At 43.2% G+C, this 18534-nt stretch carries 14 protein-coding genes and 1 pseudogene; 9 read left to right on the forward strand and 6 right to left on the reverse strand.

From position 1 onward, the window contains the following. Positions 1-224: 224 nt before the first annotated feature. Positions 225-1070 carry an aquaglyceroporin Gla gene (gla, locus tag A0O21_RS00605; protein ID WP_067060027.1) on the reverse strand — a complete coding sequence of 282 codons (846 nt, stop codon included), beginning with the start codon at positions 1068-1070 and terminating at the stop codon, positions 225-227. 117 nt (positions 1071-1187) lie between these two features. Here gla and A0O21_RS00610 point away from each other — a divergent pair, with 117 nt between their 5' ends. Continuing rightward, positions 1188-3473, forward strand: coding sequence for a Xaa-Pro dipeptidyl-peptidase (locus A0O21_RS00610; RefSeq protein WP_067060029.1), 2286 nt, complete (start codon positions 1188-1190; stop codon positions 3471-3473). A gap of 251 nt (positions 3474-3724) precedes the next feature. On the opposite strand, the pseudogene recD2 reads toward A0O21_RS00610, so the two are convergent. The 3 genes and pseudogenes from recD2 to rnhC form a co-directional block, all read right to left on the reverse strand. After that, positions 3725-5998 (reverse strand): annotated as a pseudogene (gene recD2, locus A0O21_RS00615) (SF1B family DNA helicase RecD2); the annotation flags it as partial. Between the two features lie 265 nt (positions 5999-6263). Further along, entirely contained in the window at positions 6264-6857 is a 594-nt protein-coding gene (gene lepB, locus A0O21_RS00620) for a signal peptidase I (RefSeq protein ID WP_067060033.1), read from the reverse strand. A gap of 14 nt (positions 6858-6871) precedes the next feature. Beyond that, positions 6872-7774 carry a ribonuclease HIII gene (rnhC, locus tag A0O21_RS00625; protein ID WP_067060035.1) on the reverse strand — a complete coding sequence of 301 codons (903 nt, stop codon included), beginning with the start codon at positions 7772-7774 and terminating at the stop codon, positions 6872-6874. A gap of 140 nt (positions 7775-7914) precedes the next feature. On the opposite strand from rnhC, the gene A0O21_RS00630 reads away from it, so the two are divergent. The 6 genes from A0O21_RS00630 to A0O21_RS00655 all read left to right on the forward strand — a co-directional run bounded on the left by A0O21_RS00630 (position 7915) and on the right by A0O21_RS00655 (position 13830). Continuing rightward, complete coding sequence (locus A0O21_RS00630; RefSeq protein WP_148660286.1) at positions 7915-8475, forward strand: hypothetical protein; 561 nt, start codon at positions 7915-7917, stop codon at positions 8473-8475. 404 nt (positions 8476-8879) lie between these two features. After that, complete coding sequence (gene srtB / locus A0O21_RS00635) at positions 8880-9695, forward strand: class B sortase, LPKTxAVK-specific (RefSeq protein ID WP_067060039.1); 816 nt, start codon at positions 8880-8882, stop codon at positions 9693-9695. A 126-nt stretch (positions 9696-9821) separates the two neighbouring features. Continuing rightward, positions 9822-10136, forward strand: coding sequence for a cell division protein ZapA (gene zapA, locus A0O21_RS00640; protein ID WP_067060041.1), 315 nt, complete (start codon positions 9822-9824; stop codon positions 10134-10136). Further along, the gene (locus A0O21_RS00645) at positions 10133-10681 is read left to right on the forward strand and encodes a CvpA family protein (RefSeq protein ID WP_067060043.1); all 549 of its coding nucleotides are present in this window, start codon (positions 10133-10135) and stop codon (positions 10679-10681) included. Before zapA ends, A0O21_RS00645 begins: the two co-directional genes overlap by 4 nt. Before the next feature lie 45 nt (positions 10682-10726). Next, the gene (locus A0O21_RS00650; RefSeq protein ID WP_067060046.1) at positions 10727-13063 is read left to right on the forward strand and encodes an endonuclease MutS2; all 2337 of its coding nucleotides are present in this window, start codon (positions 10727-10729) and stop codon (positions 13061-13063) included. A 236-nt stretch (positions 13064-13299) separates the two neighbouring features. Then, positions 13300-13830, forward strand: coding sequence for a phosphatase PAP2 family protein (locus A0O21_RS00655; RefSeq protein WP_227806875.1), 531 nt, complete (start codon positions 13300-13302; stop codon positions 13828-13830). Positions 13831-14010: 180 nt separating this feature from the next. On the opposite strand, the gene A0O21_RS00660 is transcribed toward A0O21_RS00655, so the two are convergent. Then, positions 14011-15039, reverse strand: coding sequence for an NAD(P)H-dependent amine dehydrogenase family protein (locus tag A0O21_RS00660; protein ID WP_067060048.1), 1029 nt, complete (start codon positions 15037-15039; stop codon positions 14011-14013). Positions 15040-15277: 238 nt separating this feature from the next. Here A0O21_RS00660 and A0O21_RS00665 point away from each other — a divergent pair, with 238 nt between their 5' ends. Then, positions 15278-16117 carry a MerR family transcriptional regulator gene (locus A0O21_RS00665; RefSeq protein WP_067060050.1) on the forward strand — a complete coding sequence of 280 codons (840 nt, stop codon included), beginning with the start codon at positions 15278-15280 and terminating at the stop codon, positions 16115-16117. 115 nt (positions 16118-16232) lie between these two features. Continuing rightward, a complete protein-coding gene (gene trxA, locus A0O21_RS00670; RefSeq protein WP_067060052.1) occupies positions 16233-16547 on the forward strand; it encodes a thioredoxin in 315 nt (104 codons plus the stop codon). A 176-nt stretch (positions 16548-16723) separates the two neighbouring features. Here the strand turns inward: trxA and mutY are convergent, their stop codons facing one another. After that, positions 16724-17878, reverse strand: a complete 1155-nt coding sequence (mutY, locus tag A0O21_RS00675) for an A/G-specific adenine glycosylase (protein WP_067060053.1) — start codon at positions 17876-17878, stop codon at positions 16724-16726. Between the last annotated feature and the right edge of the window lie 656 nt (positions 17879-18534).

An 18534-nucleotide genomic window follows, 5' to 3' on the forward strand; every position in this document is an offset into this window, starting at 1 on the left:
GTTTAGCCAAATTTTCTCTATTTGACAAGAAATTATCGGTTTTGAAAGAAATAAGTGAGGTGTCGGTCAGCAAGTGCTGCCAAGCCGGTATTGACTGCCTAATGAGCTGCGGTTGTAAATGTTAGGGGGATTCGGAAATTTCTGGCTACTGCCAGTCGTAGACATTTGAAGTTTTGTATCATAATAAAAAAAGATTGAAGAGACAATCCTCTCCAATCTGATGATTAGGTATAAAGCCACTTATATAAAGCGATAGCGGTAATTGATGCAAGAATAGGAGCTACTACAGGCACCCAAGCATACCACCATTTAGAATCGCCCTTATGTTTTCCAAGAACAGATACAGGCAGCAAGGCGTGAAGAATACGAGGACCTAAGTCACGTGCAGGATTAAGTCCGGGACCGGTAGGGCCGCCGAGGCTGGTTACTAAGGCCATGACTAAGAAACCAAGAGCGATGTGTGCAACAGCCAGACTGCCGTTTGTATAGAGTCCGGCTTGTTCAGTTGCAACAGTTGAATCATATCCTAGCTCAGTCAACCTTGTAATCAGTTCGGCTCCAAAATAATTTTTAGTCATAGCTATGGCGCCTGAGAAAAGAACAAAAGAGCCGAAAAATTCATTGATAAAGCCGTTAATCCAAGCCGCTTGCCGTGTTTCCTGCGAACCGCTGTCTATAGCTGAAATGGTTGAGAAGGAGCCTAAGATAGCGTTAGGATTTTCTGTTTGCAGATAGTAAGGACGGTGTGTGGCTACAACAACTGCCTGTCCGGCCATCGCTCCTAAGAGCTGAGCCAAGATGTAAGGCGCCACATGTTCCCAAGGGAAATACCCGGAAACAGCCAAGCCCAAAGTGAAGGCAGGGTTAATGTGGTTGCCTGATACGTTACCGAACATCAGCGCAGGAATCATGACTCCCATACCATAGCCGATAGCGATAGTCAGCCAGCCGCTGGCATGCCCTTTTGTGCCTTTTAATTCAACATTAGCAACAGCTCCGTTTCCGAGTATCAAAAGGATAGCTGTTCCTAAAAATTCTGTGATATACTTCACAGTCCATGCTACATCCATGTGTGTTTATTCCCTCCAAAAGTTAATATTGTTTAGACAAGTACCATTTTATCAAGTATAATAAACAATGTAAAGCTATTTAAGAGAAATAAAAACGTTTACTTGAAGGGATTTTCTATGAAATATAACCAGTATTCTTACCTATCTGTCTCACAGGAGCGCATGCTTTCCGAGCTGAAATCCCTGAATTTCAGCCTTTCAGAAGCACAATCGGATAAAAGCAATCTGGAGAGTTTTGTTCGTCAGACTTTTTTTCATTATCATGATAGCGATTATGCACTGGCGAATATGATAGCCGATTTTGAAACAGATTTGCTGAGTTTTTTTCGTTCAGACCTTCCCTTATCAGCTGCTGTTTTTGACATGGTTGCCCTGCAGCTTTTAGGTTTTATTCCCCGCCTTGATTTTACGGATACAGCTGCCTTTGTCCGTGAGATGGGTTTTCCTGTACATTATCGAAGCGGTCAGGTGATTCCGGCTCTCTATCGCCTTTTGCTTTGCCGGATGAAAAAAGGCATGACTTTGCTGGATGACCTTGTCAGCAAGGGACTGCTTCCGTTGGATAACAGCTACCGTTTTTTTAATGGAAAGAGTTTAGCAACCTTTGATACGGGCCGGCTTATCCGCGAAGCTGTATATGTGGAAACACCGCTTGATACAGATAATGACGGTCAGCTTGATTTGGTTAAAGTTTTTATTATCCGCCATGCTACACAGCATAAACTCCCTGTGATTATGACGGCCAGTCCTTACCATCAGGGGGTCAATATTCCTGCTAATGATAAAAGACTTCATAAGATGGAAGGGGAGCTTTCTGTCAAACAGACCGGAGCCATCACTGTACAGGAAAGTGAAACAGCTGTTTTACCAGTCCCTGACAACTCTCAGCCGATCGGCCAGGCAGAAGAAACCTTCAGCTATACTGACAGTTACGGTCTTAATGATTACCTTTTGGCTCGCGGATTTGCCAATATCTATGTTTCTGGGATAGGGACTGCAGGATCTGATGGTTTTATGACCAGCGGCGATTATAGGCAGATTGAGAGTTTTAAGGCTGTCATTGACTGGCTGAATGGCAGAAATACAGCTTATTCCAGCCACAGGCGTGATAAAAAGGTCTTGGCTGATTGGGCCAGCGGTTTGGTTGCAACGACAGGGAAATCCTATTTGGGAACCTTGTCAACGGGTCTCGCAACGACTGGTGTGGACGGCCTTAAGGTGATTATTGCTGAGTCTGGTATTTCTTCTTGGTATGATTATTATCGGGAAAACGGGCTGGTTTGCAGCCCGGGAGGTTATCCGGGGGAAGACTTGGACGTGCTGACGGAGTTGACCTATTCCCGTAATTTACTGCCTGGGGACAGTCTGCGCAACAACGATGCCTATCAAAGCTGGCTTGACGGTCAGTCGGCCTGCCTCGACCGCATAAATGGTGATTACAATCAGTACTGGCATGATCGCAATTATCTGCCCTATGCCCATAAAATAAATTGTACTGCTGTCTACACTCATGGTCTGCAAGATTGGAATGTAAAGCCCCGTCAGGTTTATAAGATAGTTAAGGCGCTGCCTGCTCATATTCAAAAGCATCTTTTTCTTCATCAGGGTGAGCATGTTTACCTGCATAATTGGCAGTCAATCGACTTTCGCGAAAGTATGAACACACTCTTATCTGAGAAAATGCTGGGGCAAAATCATCATCTGGACCTGCCGGCTGTTATTTGGCAGGACAACAGAAGTGAGCAGACCTGGCAGAGTCTGGAAAGCTTTGGTGGGGGAGATGCTCAAATCCGACTGCCGCTGGGCAATAAGAAGCAGCCTATCCATAACCGTTATGAGGCAGCGGATTTTGCCCACTATGGTAAAGACTTCAACGATTTCAAGGCGGATTTATTCGCCGGCAGAGCTAATCAAATCACAGTCGATTTTCAATTAGAGAATGATATCTTTCTGAATGGTGAAATAAGGCTGGACCTTGCATTAAAATCAAACTGCAACAAAGGTCTCATTTCTGCACAGCTTCTTGATTACGGTATGAAAAAAAGGCTGACAGACCGGCCGCATCTTATCGAATCGGCTGCCATCGATAACGGACAAAATTTTGCCCGCGAAGACCTGCGTGAACTGCCTTTGCAAGCGACGCCGCACCGAGTGATTACTAAAGGCGTTCTTAATCTCCAAAACAGGACAGATTTACTGCTTGTTGAGGCTGTTGAACCGGATGCTTGGATGAGGGTTTCTCTTAAACTGCAGCCCAGTCTATATAAACTTTTAAAGGGCGATACCTTGCGTCTTTTGCTCTATACCACCGACTTTGAGCACACTGTTCGCGATAACAGCGACTACACTCTGACGGTTGACCTTGCTCAATCCTATATGGCTATTCCTGTCAATGCCGAATGAGTTTCAGACAGGTTTCTTGCAGCTACTTCTAAATGCCGCTTGCTCAGAACAAAACCATCTGTAACATGAACAAACGAGCTAGGCCATTCGCCTAACTCGTTTTTTAAGGGCACTGTTTTTGAAACTTATGTTTAAAAAAATGCTTCAATATCAGCCTGGCTGATTCCAATCATCGGGTCAATTGTTAACAGATTATCTTCGGTTAATCTGAAGCTATCAGTTTGCTGATTTGAGGCAGACGGTGTCTTCTTATCACTTTCTCTTTCAGTACTGCTTTCGGGAAAATTCTGCTTTTCATTGGCAGCCGCATTTTTCTGACTGCTTTGCTGAAAGCGCTCGACCAAATAGGTTTTGCGCATAGCGCCTTGCGTTTTAACAGCTGTATCAAAGGCCGACAGTTCTCCCAGCATAACCAGTTTGCTTTTGGAGCGGGTAATGGCAGTGTAAATCAGGTTGCGCTGCAAGAGGCGGCCGCTCTGATGGGTTACAGGCAGGATAACAACCTGAAATTCACTGCCCTGCGATTTGTGGATACTCATCGCATAAGCCAATGTCAGTTTATGCCATTCATTGCGGGGGTAAGTGAGCTCTGTTCCATCAAAACGGACCGCAATTTCATCTTGTTTGGACTCAGTATACTTAGCGGGAATCAAATCGTCAATATAACCGATATCCCCATTAAAAACATTCAGCTCAGCATCATTGAGCAAATGGAGCACCTTATCATTTTTTCGGAAACGAGTCTCATTAAAAAGGAATTCTACAGTATCGTCTAAGGGATTGAGAAGATCCTGAAGCAGTCTGTTAAGATTGTCGATGCCTGCCGGGCCGCGGTACATGGGAGCCAGAACCTGAATTTCTTCTTTTGCGATACCGCTTTTAATAGCAGAACTAACGATTTTACTGACCATATCCGGGATATGCTGACCTTGGGCTTCAAAGTAGGAGCGGTCAGCTTTTTTGTCTGTAAAATCAGCCGGCAGCTCACCTTTTTTTATTTGACTGGCTAATGTAACGATAGTCGATGTTTCTGACTGTCTGAAAATTTTAGTCAAAGCAATCTGCGGCAGCCTCTTAATTTTTAAAAGGTCGGTCAAAACCTGGCCGGGTCCGACAGAAGGCAGCTGGTCGCTGTCTCCGACAATAATAAGCTGTGTATGGGAAGGCAGCGCGCTAAAAAGCTGGTGCGCCAGCCATGTATCAACCATTGAAAATTCATCAACAATCATTAAATCACAGTCCAAATAATCTTCAATAGGGTGATAGTCATTGTCGCCCGTAAGACCTAAATGACGATGAATAGTTGCGCTGGGGAGTCCGGTTAATTCATTGAGACGTCGGGCAGCCCGACCTGTCGGGGCAGCCAGCATGATGGGAAGGTCGCTTAATTTGCTGTCAGTAAGCTTATTCAGACGGGTGTAAGCTCCAATTATACCGTTGATAACAGTCGTTTTGCCGGTCCCCGGTCCTCCTGTAAGCAAGAAGACCTTACTGCTGAGCGCCTGTTTGATGGCTTGTTTTTGTATCTCATCATAAGCGAGCTTCTCCTCTTTTTCCAAATCAGCGACTGTTTTTTCGAGCTCAGATTCAGAAAAAGTCTCTTCTAAAGGCCGGTCAAGAATACGTTTAAGGTGGTTTTTAATACCTGCTTCTGCTGAAAAAAGGCTGTTGTCAAAAATTTTAGTTTCGATATTTTTGACCCTATCTTCAGCGATAAGCCGGCTCAGTTCATGAGCAACAGTAGCAGGATCCAGTTCTATCGGTCTGGCTTCTTCCAGAAGACCGATAGCTTTTTCCAGAAGATCCCGTGCTTCAACATAGGTATCACCTTGCCTGACAGCAGTTTCCAGAAGGCTATGAACAAGTGCTGCGCGCAGCCGCTGGGGTGAGCTGCTTTCAATCCCCAGTTCATCTGCCAGATGATCCGCCATTTTAAACCCGACCCCTTGGATATCTTCAACCAGCTGGTAAGGATTTGTTTCTATAATTTGCAGAGTTTCGGTCTGGTAATAATCAAAAATACGAAAAGCTAGACGATTACTAAGGCCGTATTCAGCTAACTTGGCAAGAATCTGTTCAGTACCATAGTTCAGTTTTAAAGCAGCAATAAAATTATCCTTGCTAGCCTTGGACAAACCGCGAATGGTATCCAATTTTTCCGGTTCTTCCAAAATTTTGTCAATCGTCCGATCACCGTAAAGAGCAATGATTTTTTCAGCTGTCTTTTTCCCAATCCCTTTAAAATGATTGCTGGAAAAATATTTAACCAGTCCGGAAGAAGAGGGCTTTGTCCGCTCATAACGGCTGATTTTAAGCTGCTCACCGTACTTAGGGTGCTGAACCAGCTCTCCCCAAAAAGTATAATTTTCTCCCTCTATAATATCAGCAACAGTACCTGTTACAATAATTTCATAATCAGAAAAAGGGCTGTCGGTATCTTCGATTTCTAAAAGCAGGATTTTAAAGAAATTGCTACTGTTTTCAAAAATAATACGTTCGATGCTGCCGGAAAAATAATATTCCATAAAACCCTCTTACAAACAAGATACAAAGCCCGTTTAAAACGCAAAAGGAAAATAGGGGGCTGACTGACGAATCACAAGATTCTAAGTCAGGACATCTTTTTCCCGCAGCGTTTAGGGCGTGTTTAATTAACAAGATACAAAGCCCGTTACAAGAGCCCAGCAAAAATGACGGTAAGACAGAAATCTATGATTTCGCAGACACACCTCTGTGCTAGATAAGCAGAAGTGTTTAAAAAAAGCCGGAAAGGGCGCGGCGTTCCGGGCTTTAACTAATGAAGCCGATACTTGATAACGGCCAGAAACGAAACTTAACTTCACCGGCTATAGCGCTTTCAGCAAAAGTGCCAACTTCACGGCTGTCTTTAGACACAATGCGGTCATCTCCCAGCAGATAATACTGCCCTTCAGGGACTTGGACAGTAAAATTGGCTTGGCCGTCAGCATCCGTTGTAAATGCTGTTGCCTGAGCGGCTAATTCCTGAAAGAGAGGGCTGTAAGAGTAGGTGCTTTGAAGTTTATCCTGAGTAAATTTTTCCTTATAGGCATCTAGGTAAGCTTCATCTACTTCCTCGCCATTAACAGTAAGGACATCATTATTATAGGCAATCGTGTCCCCAGGCATTCCGATGACGCGTTTAACAACCTGCTTGGTTTGGCCATCTTCCGTTTCGTCGGCGACTACGATATCAAAACGCTGAATCTTAGCAGTTTTGACCATGATCAAACGGTCACCCTCAGCCAGAGTAGGATCCATGGAATGACCATCAACTTGAACCGGAATAAAGATAAATAAACGCAGTAAAACAATAGCCGTAATCAAAAGGGTGAAGGGGCCCCATTCTTTGATAAATTTTCTCATATACTTCCTTATTATTATTTTTTTAACAGTAATTGTGCTTTTTGAGTATTGGCAAAATGAAGTTTTGCCGTACGGGCCAGGCCGGACATGCCGTAAGCGGCTAAAATTTTGCTCGCTGTCATATCCGATTGGGAACCGGCTCCGCTGGGTAAACGGTAGCCGATTTCCTGCCCCAGTTTTGTTAGATTTTCTAAAAAGAGCTTGCGGGCAATGATGGAACTGACTGCTACAGCCAGATACTTGGCCTCAGCCTTTTCTTCCAGACAGACAGCTTGGCTGAAGCGGTTGCTTTCTTTTTGCAGATATTTTTGATAATTTCTGGAACTGGTAAAGGCATCAATAATAATTTTGTCAGGCTGCAGCCCTTTTTGCAGCAGCAAAAAAATGGCTTGATTATGCAGGGCTACTTTGACAGAAACGGCGTTGTGCTGTTTATTTTTACCGACAACCTCATTATATTTCTGCGGTGACAGAAAGAGTGCTTGATAAGGGATTTCTCTTTCCAGAATTGGAGCAATTTGTAAGATTTTAGAATCTGTTAATTGTTTGGAATCAGCAACACCTAATTTTTTCAGCACATCATGTTTCTCAGGGGCAACAAAACTGGCTACAACAGCAAGACCGCCAAAATAAGAGCCGTTTCCGACCTCATCAGAACCAATTAATGACACTTTTTCGTTCCGGATCTCCGGCTGCTTAGAGGGGCTAGAGGCTTTCAGTCCTAGTTTTTGAGCAACACTTTCAACCTGGCTGCCCTGCAGGACAACCTTACCGGACGTATAGATGAGAATCGTCACTTGTTCAAGTTTGGCAGCGAAAACGACATAGGGATTGTGATGTGGAATCTGCTGATTAACCAGACGCTTCTGCAAATCTGCCAGAGCTTTTTTATCCGGCTTTGCAACAAAAGTTTTCATACCTAATATTCTATCACAAAAAGCTAAAAGTTAAAAAAATTCTCCTTGCCTTATTGTAGAATAACTTTTTCAGCGTTATAATAAAAGAAAGGAAAGCGGTTTCAATTTTATTTTTTAGTGTTAAAAGGAGGGTGATGGTTATGAAAAGAACACTTCAATTTGTGGGAACTTTGCTTATTGCTCTTGTTCTAATTGTCTTTATGTCAGCTGTGCGCAGTGAAGAGACCACAACGAACTCCAGTGAGTCTGCTTCGGAACAAGTGGTGCCAGAAGATACCTTGCCGGAAATAGCTGTTATAGAAAAACCAACTGTTAATCAACCTTCTGCCGGAGACAAGCTTATCTCGGGAACTGGGAAAGCAGGAACTGTCATCAGACTCTATATTTTTACTGCAGAAACTTATCAAAACTATGTTTCGATTAGTTCTAACTATCCTGCTACCGTTTCTGAGATGGTAGAAGTCGGACAAGACGGAAAGTGGAGCGTAGATCTGACTGGCAGGCTGTCAGATATAGACGGCAGTACTTATAATTTAACAGCAGGGCATGTTGTAGCTGTTAAGGCGATGACGCTGGATAATGCAAATATTGTGACTGGTATGTCAGAGGAAGTAGCTGTAACTGTTGCCTCTGCACAAGGAGGTTCTGCTGAAAAGGCAGAAACAAAGAAACTGCCGAATACCAGTGCCTTGCCTGAATGATTGCTCCAATGAGAGAGGGGGAACAGTGTCAGATGTCAGATACCATTTTACCCTTTCCCAAGGACTGCTGGGTTAAGACTGCTTTTTCTGCAGTAGCTGTTATTTTGTGATATACGGCAAGAGTTTGGGAGTTTTTCCCAAACTCTTAGAATTTTTTCTTATCTGACGCTAATTAAGCAATCTAAAAAAGACAGACAGCTTTACAGCAGTCTGTTACGGTACAAAAGACTGTAAAACAGCAAAGGAAAAAGGCGGTAAGTCCTATCCCTCTGATTTCGTCTGTGCTCTTCTGAGAGAACGGCTTGGCTGCGGTTGGCTGTTCAGTCAACAAAGGTTTCAGGTGTAACAGCTGAAGATAAGACAAAGAGTACGATATAAGATAAGGCTTTTTCAAGGAGGAAGCTATGAAAAGAAATAATAGGATAGCCATTTTGCTGATATTCCTGCTGATTCTAGTCTCAGCAGCTGCAGCAGTATCCTTTTTTGGAAATAAAAGCAGTCAAACACCAACTCCTCCGGCTGCACAAACTTCGGTTTCTTCTGCCCAAAACCGCTATACTGTTAGTCAGGAAGAAAAAGACTATCTCAAAGAGCGTTTTGCTGATCTTTGGAGCGTTAATCCTGAAACGGTTGCCTATATTTATGCTCCCGGTACAATGCTGGATGAACCGGTTGTTCAAACTGGAGACAACGAAACCTATCTGAACAAAACTTTTGACGGCGGGTATGAGCCTTTTATGGGAACCGTTTTTATGGATAAGGACAATTCCAAAAATTTTGATAACAGCCTTACTTGGCTTTTTGGGCATGCTAGGGGCTCTATGACATCCGATCACCGCATGTTCAATGACGTGAATTTTTATGATAGTCAGTCTTACTTCAATGACCATCCTTATTTAGTGGTAGAAACTCCCAGCAGGAAATATTATTATGAAGCAGCCTTTATGATAATTGTCCCAGAGACGACCGCTCTGTATCAAACTTCCTTTGACAGCCTGACTGATTTTAAGAAGCAGCTTACTCAAGTTGCTCAGGAAGCCCACACGAAAAACATCAATCTATTAATTGATGAAAATGACAACTATCTTGTTTTATCGACCTGCCGCGAAGAAGATGAAACCATTCGCAGCAACCTCTATTGGCGCCAAATTCCTGATGATGAATTGACTGATTTTTTGGCAAAAGAAGGTCAAAATCTGACTTACCAAAACACACGTTAAGTTTGTGTCTGACGGACTTTGTCTTATACCGTTTTGGCTGACAAAAGCTTTTTAGCAGAAAAGGCTGACCGCTATTTTACGAAAATCTTATTTTGCGGTATAATGCTAAATGAGAGGTGTGAGAGTATGACAAGTAAAAATCGCTACAAATTCAGCTTTGGGGACAAGCCTCTGACGCTGACGACTGATAAAGACAACCTTTTTATGGAAGAGGTAGAGCGTGTCGCTAAGGAAAAATATGAGGCCATCAAAGAAAAACTCCCGCAGGCTGATAATGAGACGATAGCCATTTTAATGGCCATTAATTCGTTGTCGACCCAGCTCAGCCGCGAAATTGAGTTTGAAAAAACGGAAAAAGAATTAACTGAGCTGCGGACCAAAACGATTGTCGGCATTCAAAAAAGGGCCGGACAGTCTCAAGGCGGCGGAGAAGAACGATGATTACCTTTCTGCTTTTGCTTATTTTAGTCTGGCATTTCTATATTGGTTATACACGCGGCCTTCTTTTACAAGGTTTCTATTTTGCTGGCAGTATTGCCGCCTTGGTTATTGCTGGGCAATTTTATAAAGAATTGGCTCAGGTCATTACGCTTTGGATTCCTTATTCCAATCCCAGCGAAGGGGCTGAGGTCGCTTTCTTTACAGATGTTGATCTTTTTGATTTAAGCTATGTCTACTATGCTGGAATTGCTTTTTTGCTGATTTTTATGGGGGTTTACCTGCTTGTTCGTTTGCTGGGTATTTTTCTCCATTTAGCACCGCTTGATTATTTCGATAATAGGCGTGCAAATTGTATCAGCGGTACGCTGTCAGTTCTTGTTACTCTCCTGTTTTTTAGCCAGATTTTATCTATTTTAGCGACAGTCCCTTTAGATTTTGTACAAAATGCCCTGTCAGGAAGTTTTTTGGTGCGCTTGCTGGTCAGTCATTTTCCGGCTCTTTCAGCCCTGATAGAAAATCTTTGGACGGTTAATATTCCTAAGTAAGGCAGAAGCCTTACTTTTTTTAACTTTTTAGGTATAATAAAAGGTATGAACAACAAGATTTTAGAGCAAATGGAGTTTGTTAAAGTCAAGAATCTATTTGCAGTCTATTTGCAGACGGAACAGGGGGAGCAGGAACTGGCTGCCCTGACACCGATGACCGAAGAGAAAAAAATCAAGCGCGCCTTTGCGGAAATTTTGGACATGGAGGCTGTTTTCACAGAAGCGCATTCTTTTGGGGTCGGTCAGATTCAGGATATTTCGGTCAGTATTCAGCGGCTGCAGGCAGACGCTGATTTAGATCTTACAGAGCTGCTGGGAATTAAACATGTTTTATTAACTGCAGCCGATCTAAAGCGCTTTTACGCTGACTTGGAAAATGTCAGTTTAACGGAACTGCAGCGCTTATTTGAAGATCTGACTGTCTTTCCGCAGCTGCAGGGCAGTCTGCAGGCGGTTAATGATGCCGGTTTTATCGAGGATTTTGCTAGTCCGGACTTGACTAAAATCCGCCGTCAGCTTCGCCAGCGTGAGGCTGAGCTGCGTCAGCTCCTGCAGGATTTGTTAAAAAAACAGGCCGAGTTTTTATCTGAAAAACTGATTGCCAGCCGTAACGGACGCAGCGTTCTGCCGGTCAAAAACACTCACCGGCACCGGATTCCAGGTGTTGTACATGATATTTCAGCATCAGGTGCTACTGTTTACATTGAACCGCGGGGGGCTGTCAATTTACATGAAGAAATCAGCCGCCTGCAGGCAGATGAGCGCTATGAAATTCAGAGAATTCTGCATGATTTATCTCAGCTTTTGCGGCCACACACAGCTTCTCTGCTTCAAAATGCCTGGATAATTGGGCATATTGACCTTGTCCGGTCAAAATATTTTTTCCTGCGTGACTATAAAGGGACAGTGCCGTCTGTATCGAAAGATAAGACAATCCATCTCCTTGCAGCTCGCCATCCTTTGCTGACTGACCCAGTGCCTAATGACTTGCAGTTTGCTGATGACTTAAAGGCGATTTTAATCACTGGGCCGAATACGGGCGGTAAAACGATTATGCTGAAAACGCTCGGTCTGGCTCAGCTTATGGCCCAGGCCGGTCTGCCTATTCTGGCGGCTGCTGGTTCAAAAATTGCTGTTTTCCGCCAGGTTTTTGCCGATATCGGTGATGAGCAGTCTATCGAACAAAGTCTCTCAACCTTTTCCAGTCATATGACACAAATTGTTGCTGTCTTAAATAAAGCCGACCAAGACAGTCTCGTTCTTTTTGATGAGCTTGGAGCAGGTACTGATCCCAAAGAAGGAGCAGGCTTGGCCATGGGGGTTTTGGAATATTTGCGTTCACTTAATATTAAGACTATGGTAACGACGCACTATCCCGAACTCAAGGCTTATGGTATTATGACAGACTTTGTAGCCAACGCCAGCATGGAGTTTGATCAGGACAGCCTCCGCCCTACCTATCGCTTTCTCCAAGGCGTTCCCGGACGATCTAATGCTTTTGAAATTGCCCGCCGTCTGGGCCTGTCCGATACCATCATTAAAAAAGCCGAAGAACTGACGGAGATGGACAGTGATGCCAACTCCATTATTGAAGAGCTGGAAAAACAAACGCTGGAGAGCCGCCGGCGCTTGGAACACATTGCAGAAATTGAAGAGGAAAACAAGAAGTTCAACCGGGCTGTCAAAAAACTCTATAATGAGTTCTCCCATGCGCGCGACCAAGAGCTTCTGAAAGCAAGCAAACAGGCGCAGGAAATTGTCGACCGCGCCTTATCTGAGAGCGATGAAATCCTTAAAAATCTTCGGGAACAATCGGCTTTAAAACCTCATGAAATTATTGCTGCGAAAGGCCGGCTGAAGGAACTGGCACCGGCAGAAGAGCTGTCCAAAAATAAAGTGCTGAAAAAGGTCAAACACAGCAAAGCACCGCATGCTGGTGATGATATTGTCATTACGGCTTACGGCCAGCGAGGAACGCTGACTAAACAGTTAAAAGACGGGAAATGGGAGGCGCAGGTTGGCCTGATTAAGATGACGGTTGGGGAGGATGAGTTTACCTTAGCTAAAAATCAAACCGGCAAGCAGTCTTCTAAAAAGAAGGAACTTAAGGTTGTTAAAAAAACCAATAGGAGCAGCAGTCCCCATGCTCGTTTGGACTTACGCGGCAAACGCTATGAAGAAGCGATGCAGGAATTAGATGCCTTTATTGACCAAGCGCTTCTTAACAATATGACGCAAGTGGATATTATCCACGGTATCGGAACAGGAGTTATCCGCCAAGGGGTGACTCAGTACCTGCGCCGCAATAAGCATGTCAAAAAATTTGCTTATGCTCCGCAAAATGCCGGAGGCAGTGGCTGCACCATAGCCCATTTAGGCTGACAGCTAAGCACTAAAAATCAATCGGTACTGTTTTTCAGACTGAGCCTCAGTGCTGTAGAAAAGGTATTTGGGAAGAAAGCTGCGGACATTCCGGTGTTTTCATGCTTTTCCTAAGATGGTTTGGTGCAAAGCCCGGTATCTGAAATGCGAGCTATCAGGTTGGATACCTAAATTCAGCGCTTTGATCGCCCTTTAGACTTTCGGTTTCAGATCACGGTTCAGCCGATCTCAAAATCATGATTGCATTTAGTATGACAGTATTTAAGAAAACAGAAAAAAATTATGCGGCTTTTTACAATAGCCTCACAGCTAGAATTCGCCAGCAGCCGCAGAAAATCCGCCTTCTGAATCAGATCAATACGTTTCTAACTAGGCTGATTTATCTGACCTATCCCCTGCTTTTATTAGCTGTATTATGGCAGAAAGACTATCCTTTTCTTCCTTTTGTACTGATTCCTGCCCTCAGCTTTGCCGGTGTATCGCTGCTGAGACGCATTATCAATCTGCCGCGGCCTTATGAAGCATGGGCAATTGACCCCTTAATCAGCAAGGACACCAAGGGCCAGTCTATGCCCAGCCGACATGTTTTTTCAGCTGCTATTATCAGTATGTCCGTCCTGAGGCTTCATACTTGGCTTGGTTTGCTTTATCTTATTTTATCCCTTTTGCTGGCTTGCTGCCGCGTTCTGGGAGGCGTTCATTATCCTAAGGATGTTATCGTGGGCTATGCTTTAGGTCTGCTTTACGGTCTGCTTTTATTTCTATAAAAAGCTATCTTTAGCATTATAGCTTGACTATTCAGACATTGCCTCAAGCAAAGTATCTGTATTGAGACTATGCTCTTTGACTGCTTTTTAGACAAATATCCGAAAAGCTGAAACAGCAGCTAAAAAGAAGAAAGACAGACCTCTGTGAATAGAGACCTGTCTTTTTCTTAATTGGATAGTTTACAGATAAGTGTGCAGAGGAAAGCTTGGGTAAGACAGAAGCGGTAATTTTTCAGCGGTTATAAAGCCTGCCGGATCACTAATAACACTTGGGATACGGTTGACAATGGTAGCGCAGGTTAAGGCAACCGTATCAGGTTTAGAAACTGAAAATTCCAAATCAGGCTGACCGGAAATAAACCAATCGCACATATCGCCGTCTTCTTTACGGTAGACTTTGCCGATGCATTCCACCTCCAGCTCGATTCCCTGCTGTGTTTTAATTTCTGTAACCGCAGACATTCCGATAGCCTGTCCGGCTGGAATTGTCCGTCCCAGTGTCTGAGAATAGACATCCTCATCCAGAATAAAAGGGACATTTTTTTGCTGGATCCTGCTGATTGTCCAGCCCATTTTTGCACAAATCGCTTCAGCAGCATTCCACATATAAGAAGGCAAACTTTCAGCGGCAGCGATTTCCTGATTGAAGCGATCCAAATCATAGCCGGCACCGTGGGCTTCTGCTAAAGCTGGGCCGTAATCTTCTACATTGTAGCTGACTTTCCCGCTGACTTTTTTTATCTTATTCATACCGGCCATAGCTAAGCAGGGCATGTTAATCCAGTAAATGTCCTGCATACCGGATCCGGTGATTGTGACATGATTGGCTTTAGCCAGCTTATCCAACCGGTTGGTTTCCAAAGGAGAGGTTGTCCAAGGGTAGATAGCCTCCTCACATGTGGAAATAACATTGACACCATGTCTTAAAGCTGTTTCGTAGAAATCGAACATTTCAGGCATATAGGAAAAGACAGTTATAATGGCAATATCAGCGTCGCACTGCTCAAAAACAGCTTCGGCATCATCAGAAATAATAACACCTGTCTGACAGCCTAAGTCAGCAAATTCTCCTAAATCTTGACCGACAAGCTGAGGGTTTGTATCAATAGCACCGACAATTTCCACATCGTGGTCTTTTAAGTAGCGGCAGATAAGTCTGGCCATTTTACCGCAGCCAAACTGGACGGCACGGATTTTTGTGTTTCTCATGAGAAGTTCCTCCTTTTATTTAAGTGATAAATATGGTACAAGATGAGATGATATACTGCAAAAGGTCAGTGATTAATAGCAGAGCTGCTATGTCTGCAAGGATTAAAAAGATTTTCTGCCTATATTATAATGTCTATAGTAACTAGAGGGTCAAGAATAAACCATAGAGTGAAATTTCTGCCCCTTGAAAATTCTTCTTTCCTGCTTAAGGCAAAAGTATAAAAAGAAAGGGGAGGCAATGAAAAAACTTTTACGGATTGGAAAATTTTCAGAGATGAATCATATTTCCATTCAGACAATACGTTTTTATGACCGCATTGATTTATTAAAACCTTTCTATGTTGACCCTGTGACCAACTACCGCTATTACCATATTAACCAGTCGTCTATAGTAGATGCTATCCAGCATCTACGGCAGTTAAATTTCTCCTTAAAAGAAATTAAGCTGATTCTTTCACAGGACGACCCTTCGCTTCTTAATAAGCTTGTTGAAAAACACAGACAGGATTTAAAAGAAAAAGAACTTATGCTGAACAGGCAGCAGCAGGACTTGAAAGATTTTCAGGCTTCTTTGCAAGCCTATCAAGAGCATGCTTCCTGTCAGAAATTAGAGATTATTCCGCTCCCCAAGCGGCGAATCCTGTCTTATACTGTAAAAGATAACATTTACCAAATGACCGCAGAAGAGTATGAACTTCAGCTAAGAGGGCTGAAACACAAAATTCAGTCTTACAGGCCTGCTTTCCAAAATTTTGGCTGTATCGGTTCGATTATGCCTCAGCAATCTTTCTTATTAGGAAACTGGTACTCTAAAGAAATGATTGTTTTTACACAGTCTGAGCTGGGTTTCCCTTTTACAAAAGTCAGCAATCTTCCTCCATCGCTTTATGCTGTGAGCTACTGCGATTCTTTTCAGGAAGAACTGGCTGCTTTGCCTCTTTTTTTAAAAGCTGTTCAAGAAGCAGACTGCCGTATTTGCGGTGACTATGTCTGTCAGGTCATCTATGAGCACCCTAAACTGACAGAGGCAGAAAGAAAAATGTTTATCCGCATGCAAGTCCCGGTTCAGTATAAGTAACACGGATTCAATTTATTCTGTGTGGACAGTTTTTCATTTACCGTAGTAAATATTTGGCAAAACACTTTTTTTCCCGTACAATAGGCTCATAAACTAAAAGAAACGAGGGAAATACATGACACAGGTTGTTACAGATAAAACTTTTGCTGCTGAAACAGATCAAGGTCTGGTTTTAGTTGATTTTTGGGCTACTTGGTGCGGCCCCTGCCGGATGCAGGCTCCTATTTTAGAACAGCTTTCCGAAGAGCTGGACGAAGATGAGCTTAAAATTGTTAAGTTGGATGTAGATGAAAATCCTCAAACAGCACAGCAGTTTGGCATCATGTCCATCCCTACTCTGCTTTTTAAAAAAGATGGAGAAGTGGTTAAACAAGTGGCAGGTGTTCATACAAAAGATCAGCTTAAAGAAATTGTAGCTGAGCTGAGTTAATCAGCCGATTGTTAAGTAAATAAAACCAGCGTCTATAGCATTAGACGCTGGTTTTATTTGTTTAAAAATAGAAATAGGGCTAATGAATAAAATCCTAAATCCGTCAAAGGTCTTTGCTTGAAATGAGCCTACTGCCTGCAATAGACTCCAAGGACATAGTTTAAGTGGGCAAAAACCTAATCGTTGTCGTGTTTCAGGTATTCGTCCAGAATTTTCTGCTGCGGTGCTGCAAAAGGATAATTGACAAAATCGGCCGCAGAAACCCAGCGGACGGTTTCACTCTCCTGTATATCAGCCGCTGCCAGCAGACCTTCTGTCAGCTCAATCTGCCATTTCCGATGGCTAAAGACATGTTTAAGCTGGCTGAAGTGTCTGTCAGACCAGCTGGGACTGATCTGATACTGCTCTTCAAACACCTTTTTTTGAAACAGAGTTTCCCGCAGACTGTCAGCACTATCGTCAAATAAAGTTAATGGCTGTACGATAAAGCTTGTTTCCATCAGCGGGAAGGACCAAAAACCTTCCAGCAGGCGGCTGTTCTTATTTTTTTCCAGTAAATAATCGCCTGTTTCATTTCGGATAATAAAAGCTTGAATTTGTACCGGCTGCGGTTTTTTCTTAGGACGCTTGATGGGGTATTTGTCCATTGTTCCATTTAAATATGCAGCACTGAAAAAGCGGACAGGGCTCTCCTCTGGTCTGGGATTTTTGGCCGATTCAATATCGCTCCCTAGATCCATCAAGGCCTGGTTAAAGTCTCCCGGCCGGTTAGGATCAATTAGGATTTCCATTAAAGCCTGAAAAATTTTACGGTTTTTAGGCTGACCAATATCATAATCAATTTCAAATAAACGCGACAGCACACGCATAACATTTCCATCAACAGCGGGTTCCGGCAAATCAAAAGCGATGCTGGCTATAGCACCGGCAGTGTAAGGGCCGATGCCTTTGAGCTGGGCTATTTGTTCATAGTTTGCTGGGAAATGTCCCTGGTATTCCTCAACGATCTGTCTGGCAGCCTTTTGCATATTGCGGACTCTGGAGTAATAGCCCAACCCCTCCCAAGCCTTGAGCAGCTTTTCTTCATCGGCGGCTGCCAGGTCGGTGACAGTCGGGAAACAGTCAAGAAATCTCTCATAATAAGGAATAACGGTCTGAACTTGGGTTTGCTGCAGCATAATTTCTGAAATCCAGATTTTATAAGGATTTTTAGTCCGGCGCCAAGGGAGATCCCGCTTCTCTCGGTCGTACCAATTGAGGAGTGTTCGCCGGAAAGAGGCAATCTTGCTTTCATCCCACATGACAATCCCATAGGCTTTTAAATCTATCATACCTCCTATTGTAGCAAACTGACTAAAAATTTCAAAATTGTACCATTTTATGAGTTTTATACTTGACAGGCGAAAACGCTTACAGTATAATAAAGGTGAAATTAAATAAGACTCAGTAAAAATGAAAGGAGATGTTTAGGAAGATTTTAGGAGTCTTCAGTAGGTAGGCAATCGTGATTTGATTATAAGGAAGGTGGCACATATGTTAGTTTTAAATATAGGCCGCTATAAAAACGGTGATAGTAAATAGCAGGCGGTTTTTCCGCTTCTGAGAAGACTTTGAAAAATATTCGTTTTTGGAGGTCGGTTTATGCATGTAGCTAGGTATAAAAATGGAGATACTGCTTAGATGGGAACTTAAGAGTTTCTGTCAGCAGTAAACAGATTAGAAGAGGTACAGACAATGCTTAAACTTAATCTAGGCCGCTATAAAAACGGCGATATTTCTTCTTGATACTAACAAAAATAAAACAAACAAAACTTATAAAAAAATCATACTAAAAACACAAGCAGTCTCATATGAGGCTGCTTTTTTTATTAAGATACCAAGCCCGTTAAAAACGCAAAAGGAAAATAGGGGACTGACTGACGAATCGCTAGATTCTAAGTCAGGACGTCTTTTTCCCGCAGCGTTTAGGGCGTGTTCAATTCATTAA

This window comes from Streptococcus pantholopis (genome assembly GCF_001642085.1).
GTDB lineage: Bacteria > Bacillota > Bacilli > Lactobacillales > Streptococcaceae > Streptococcus > Streptococcus pantholopis.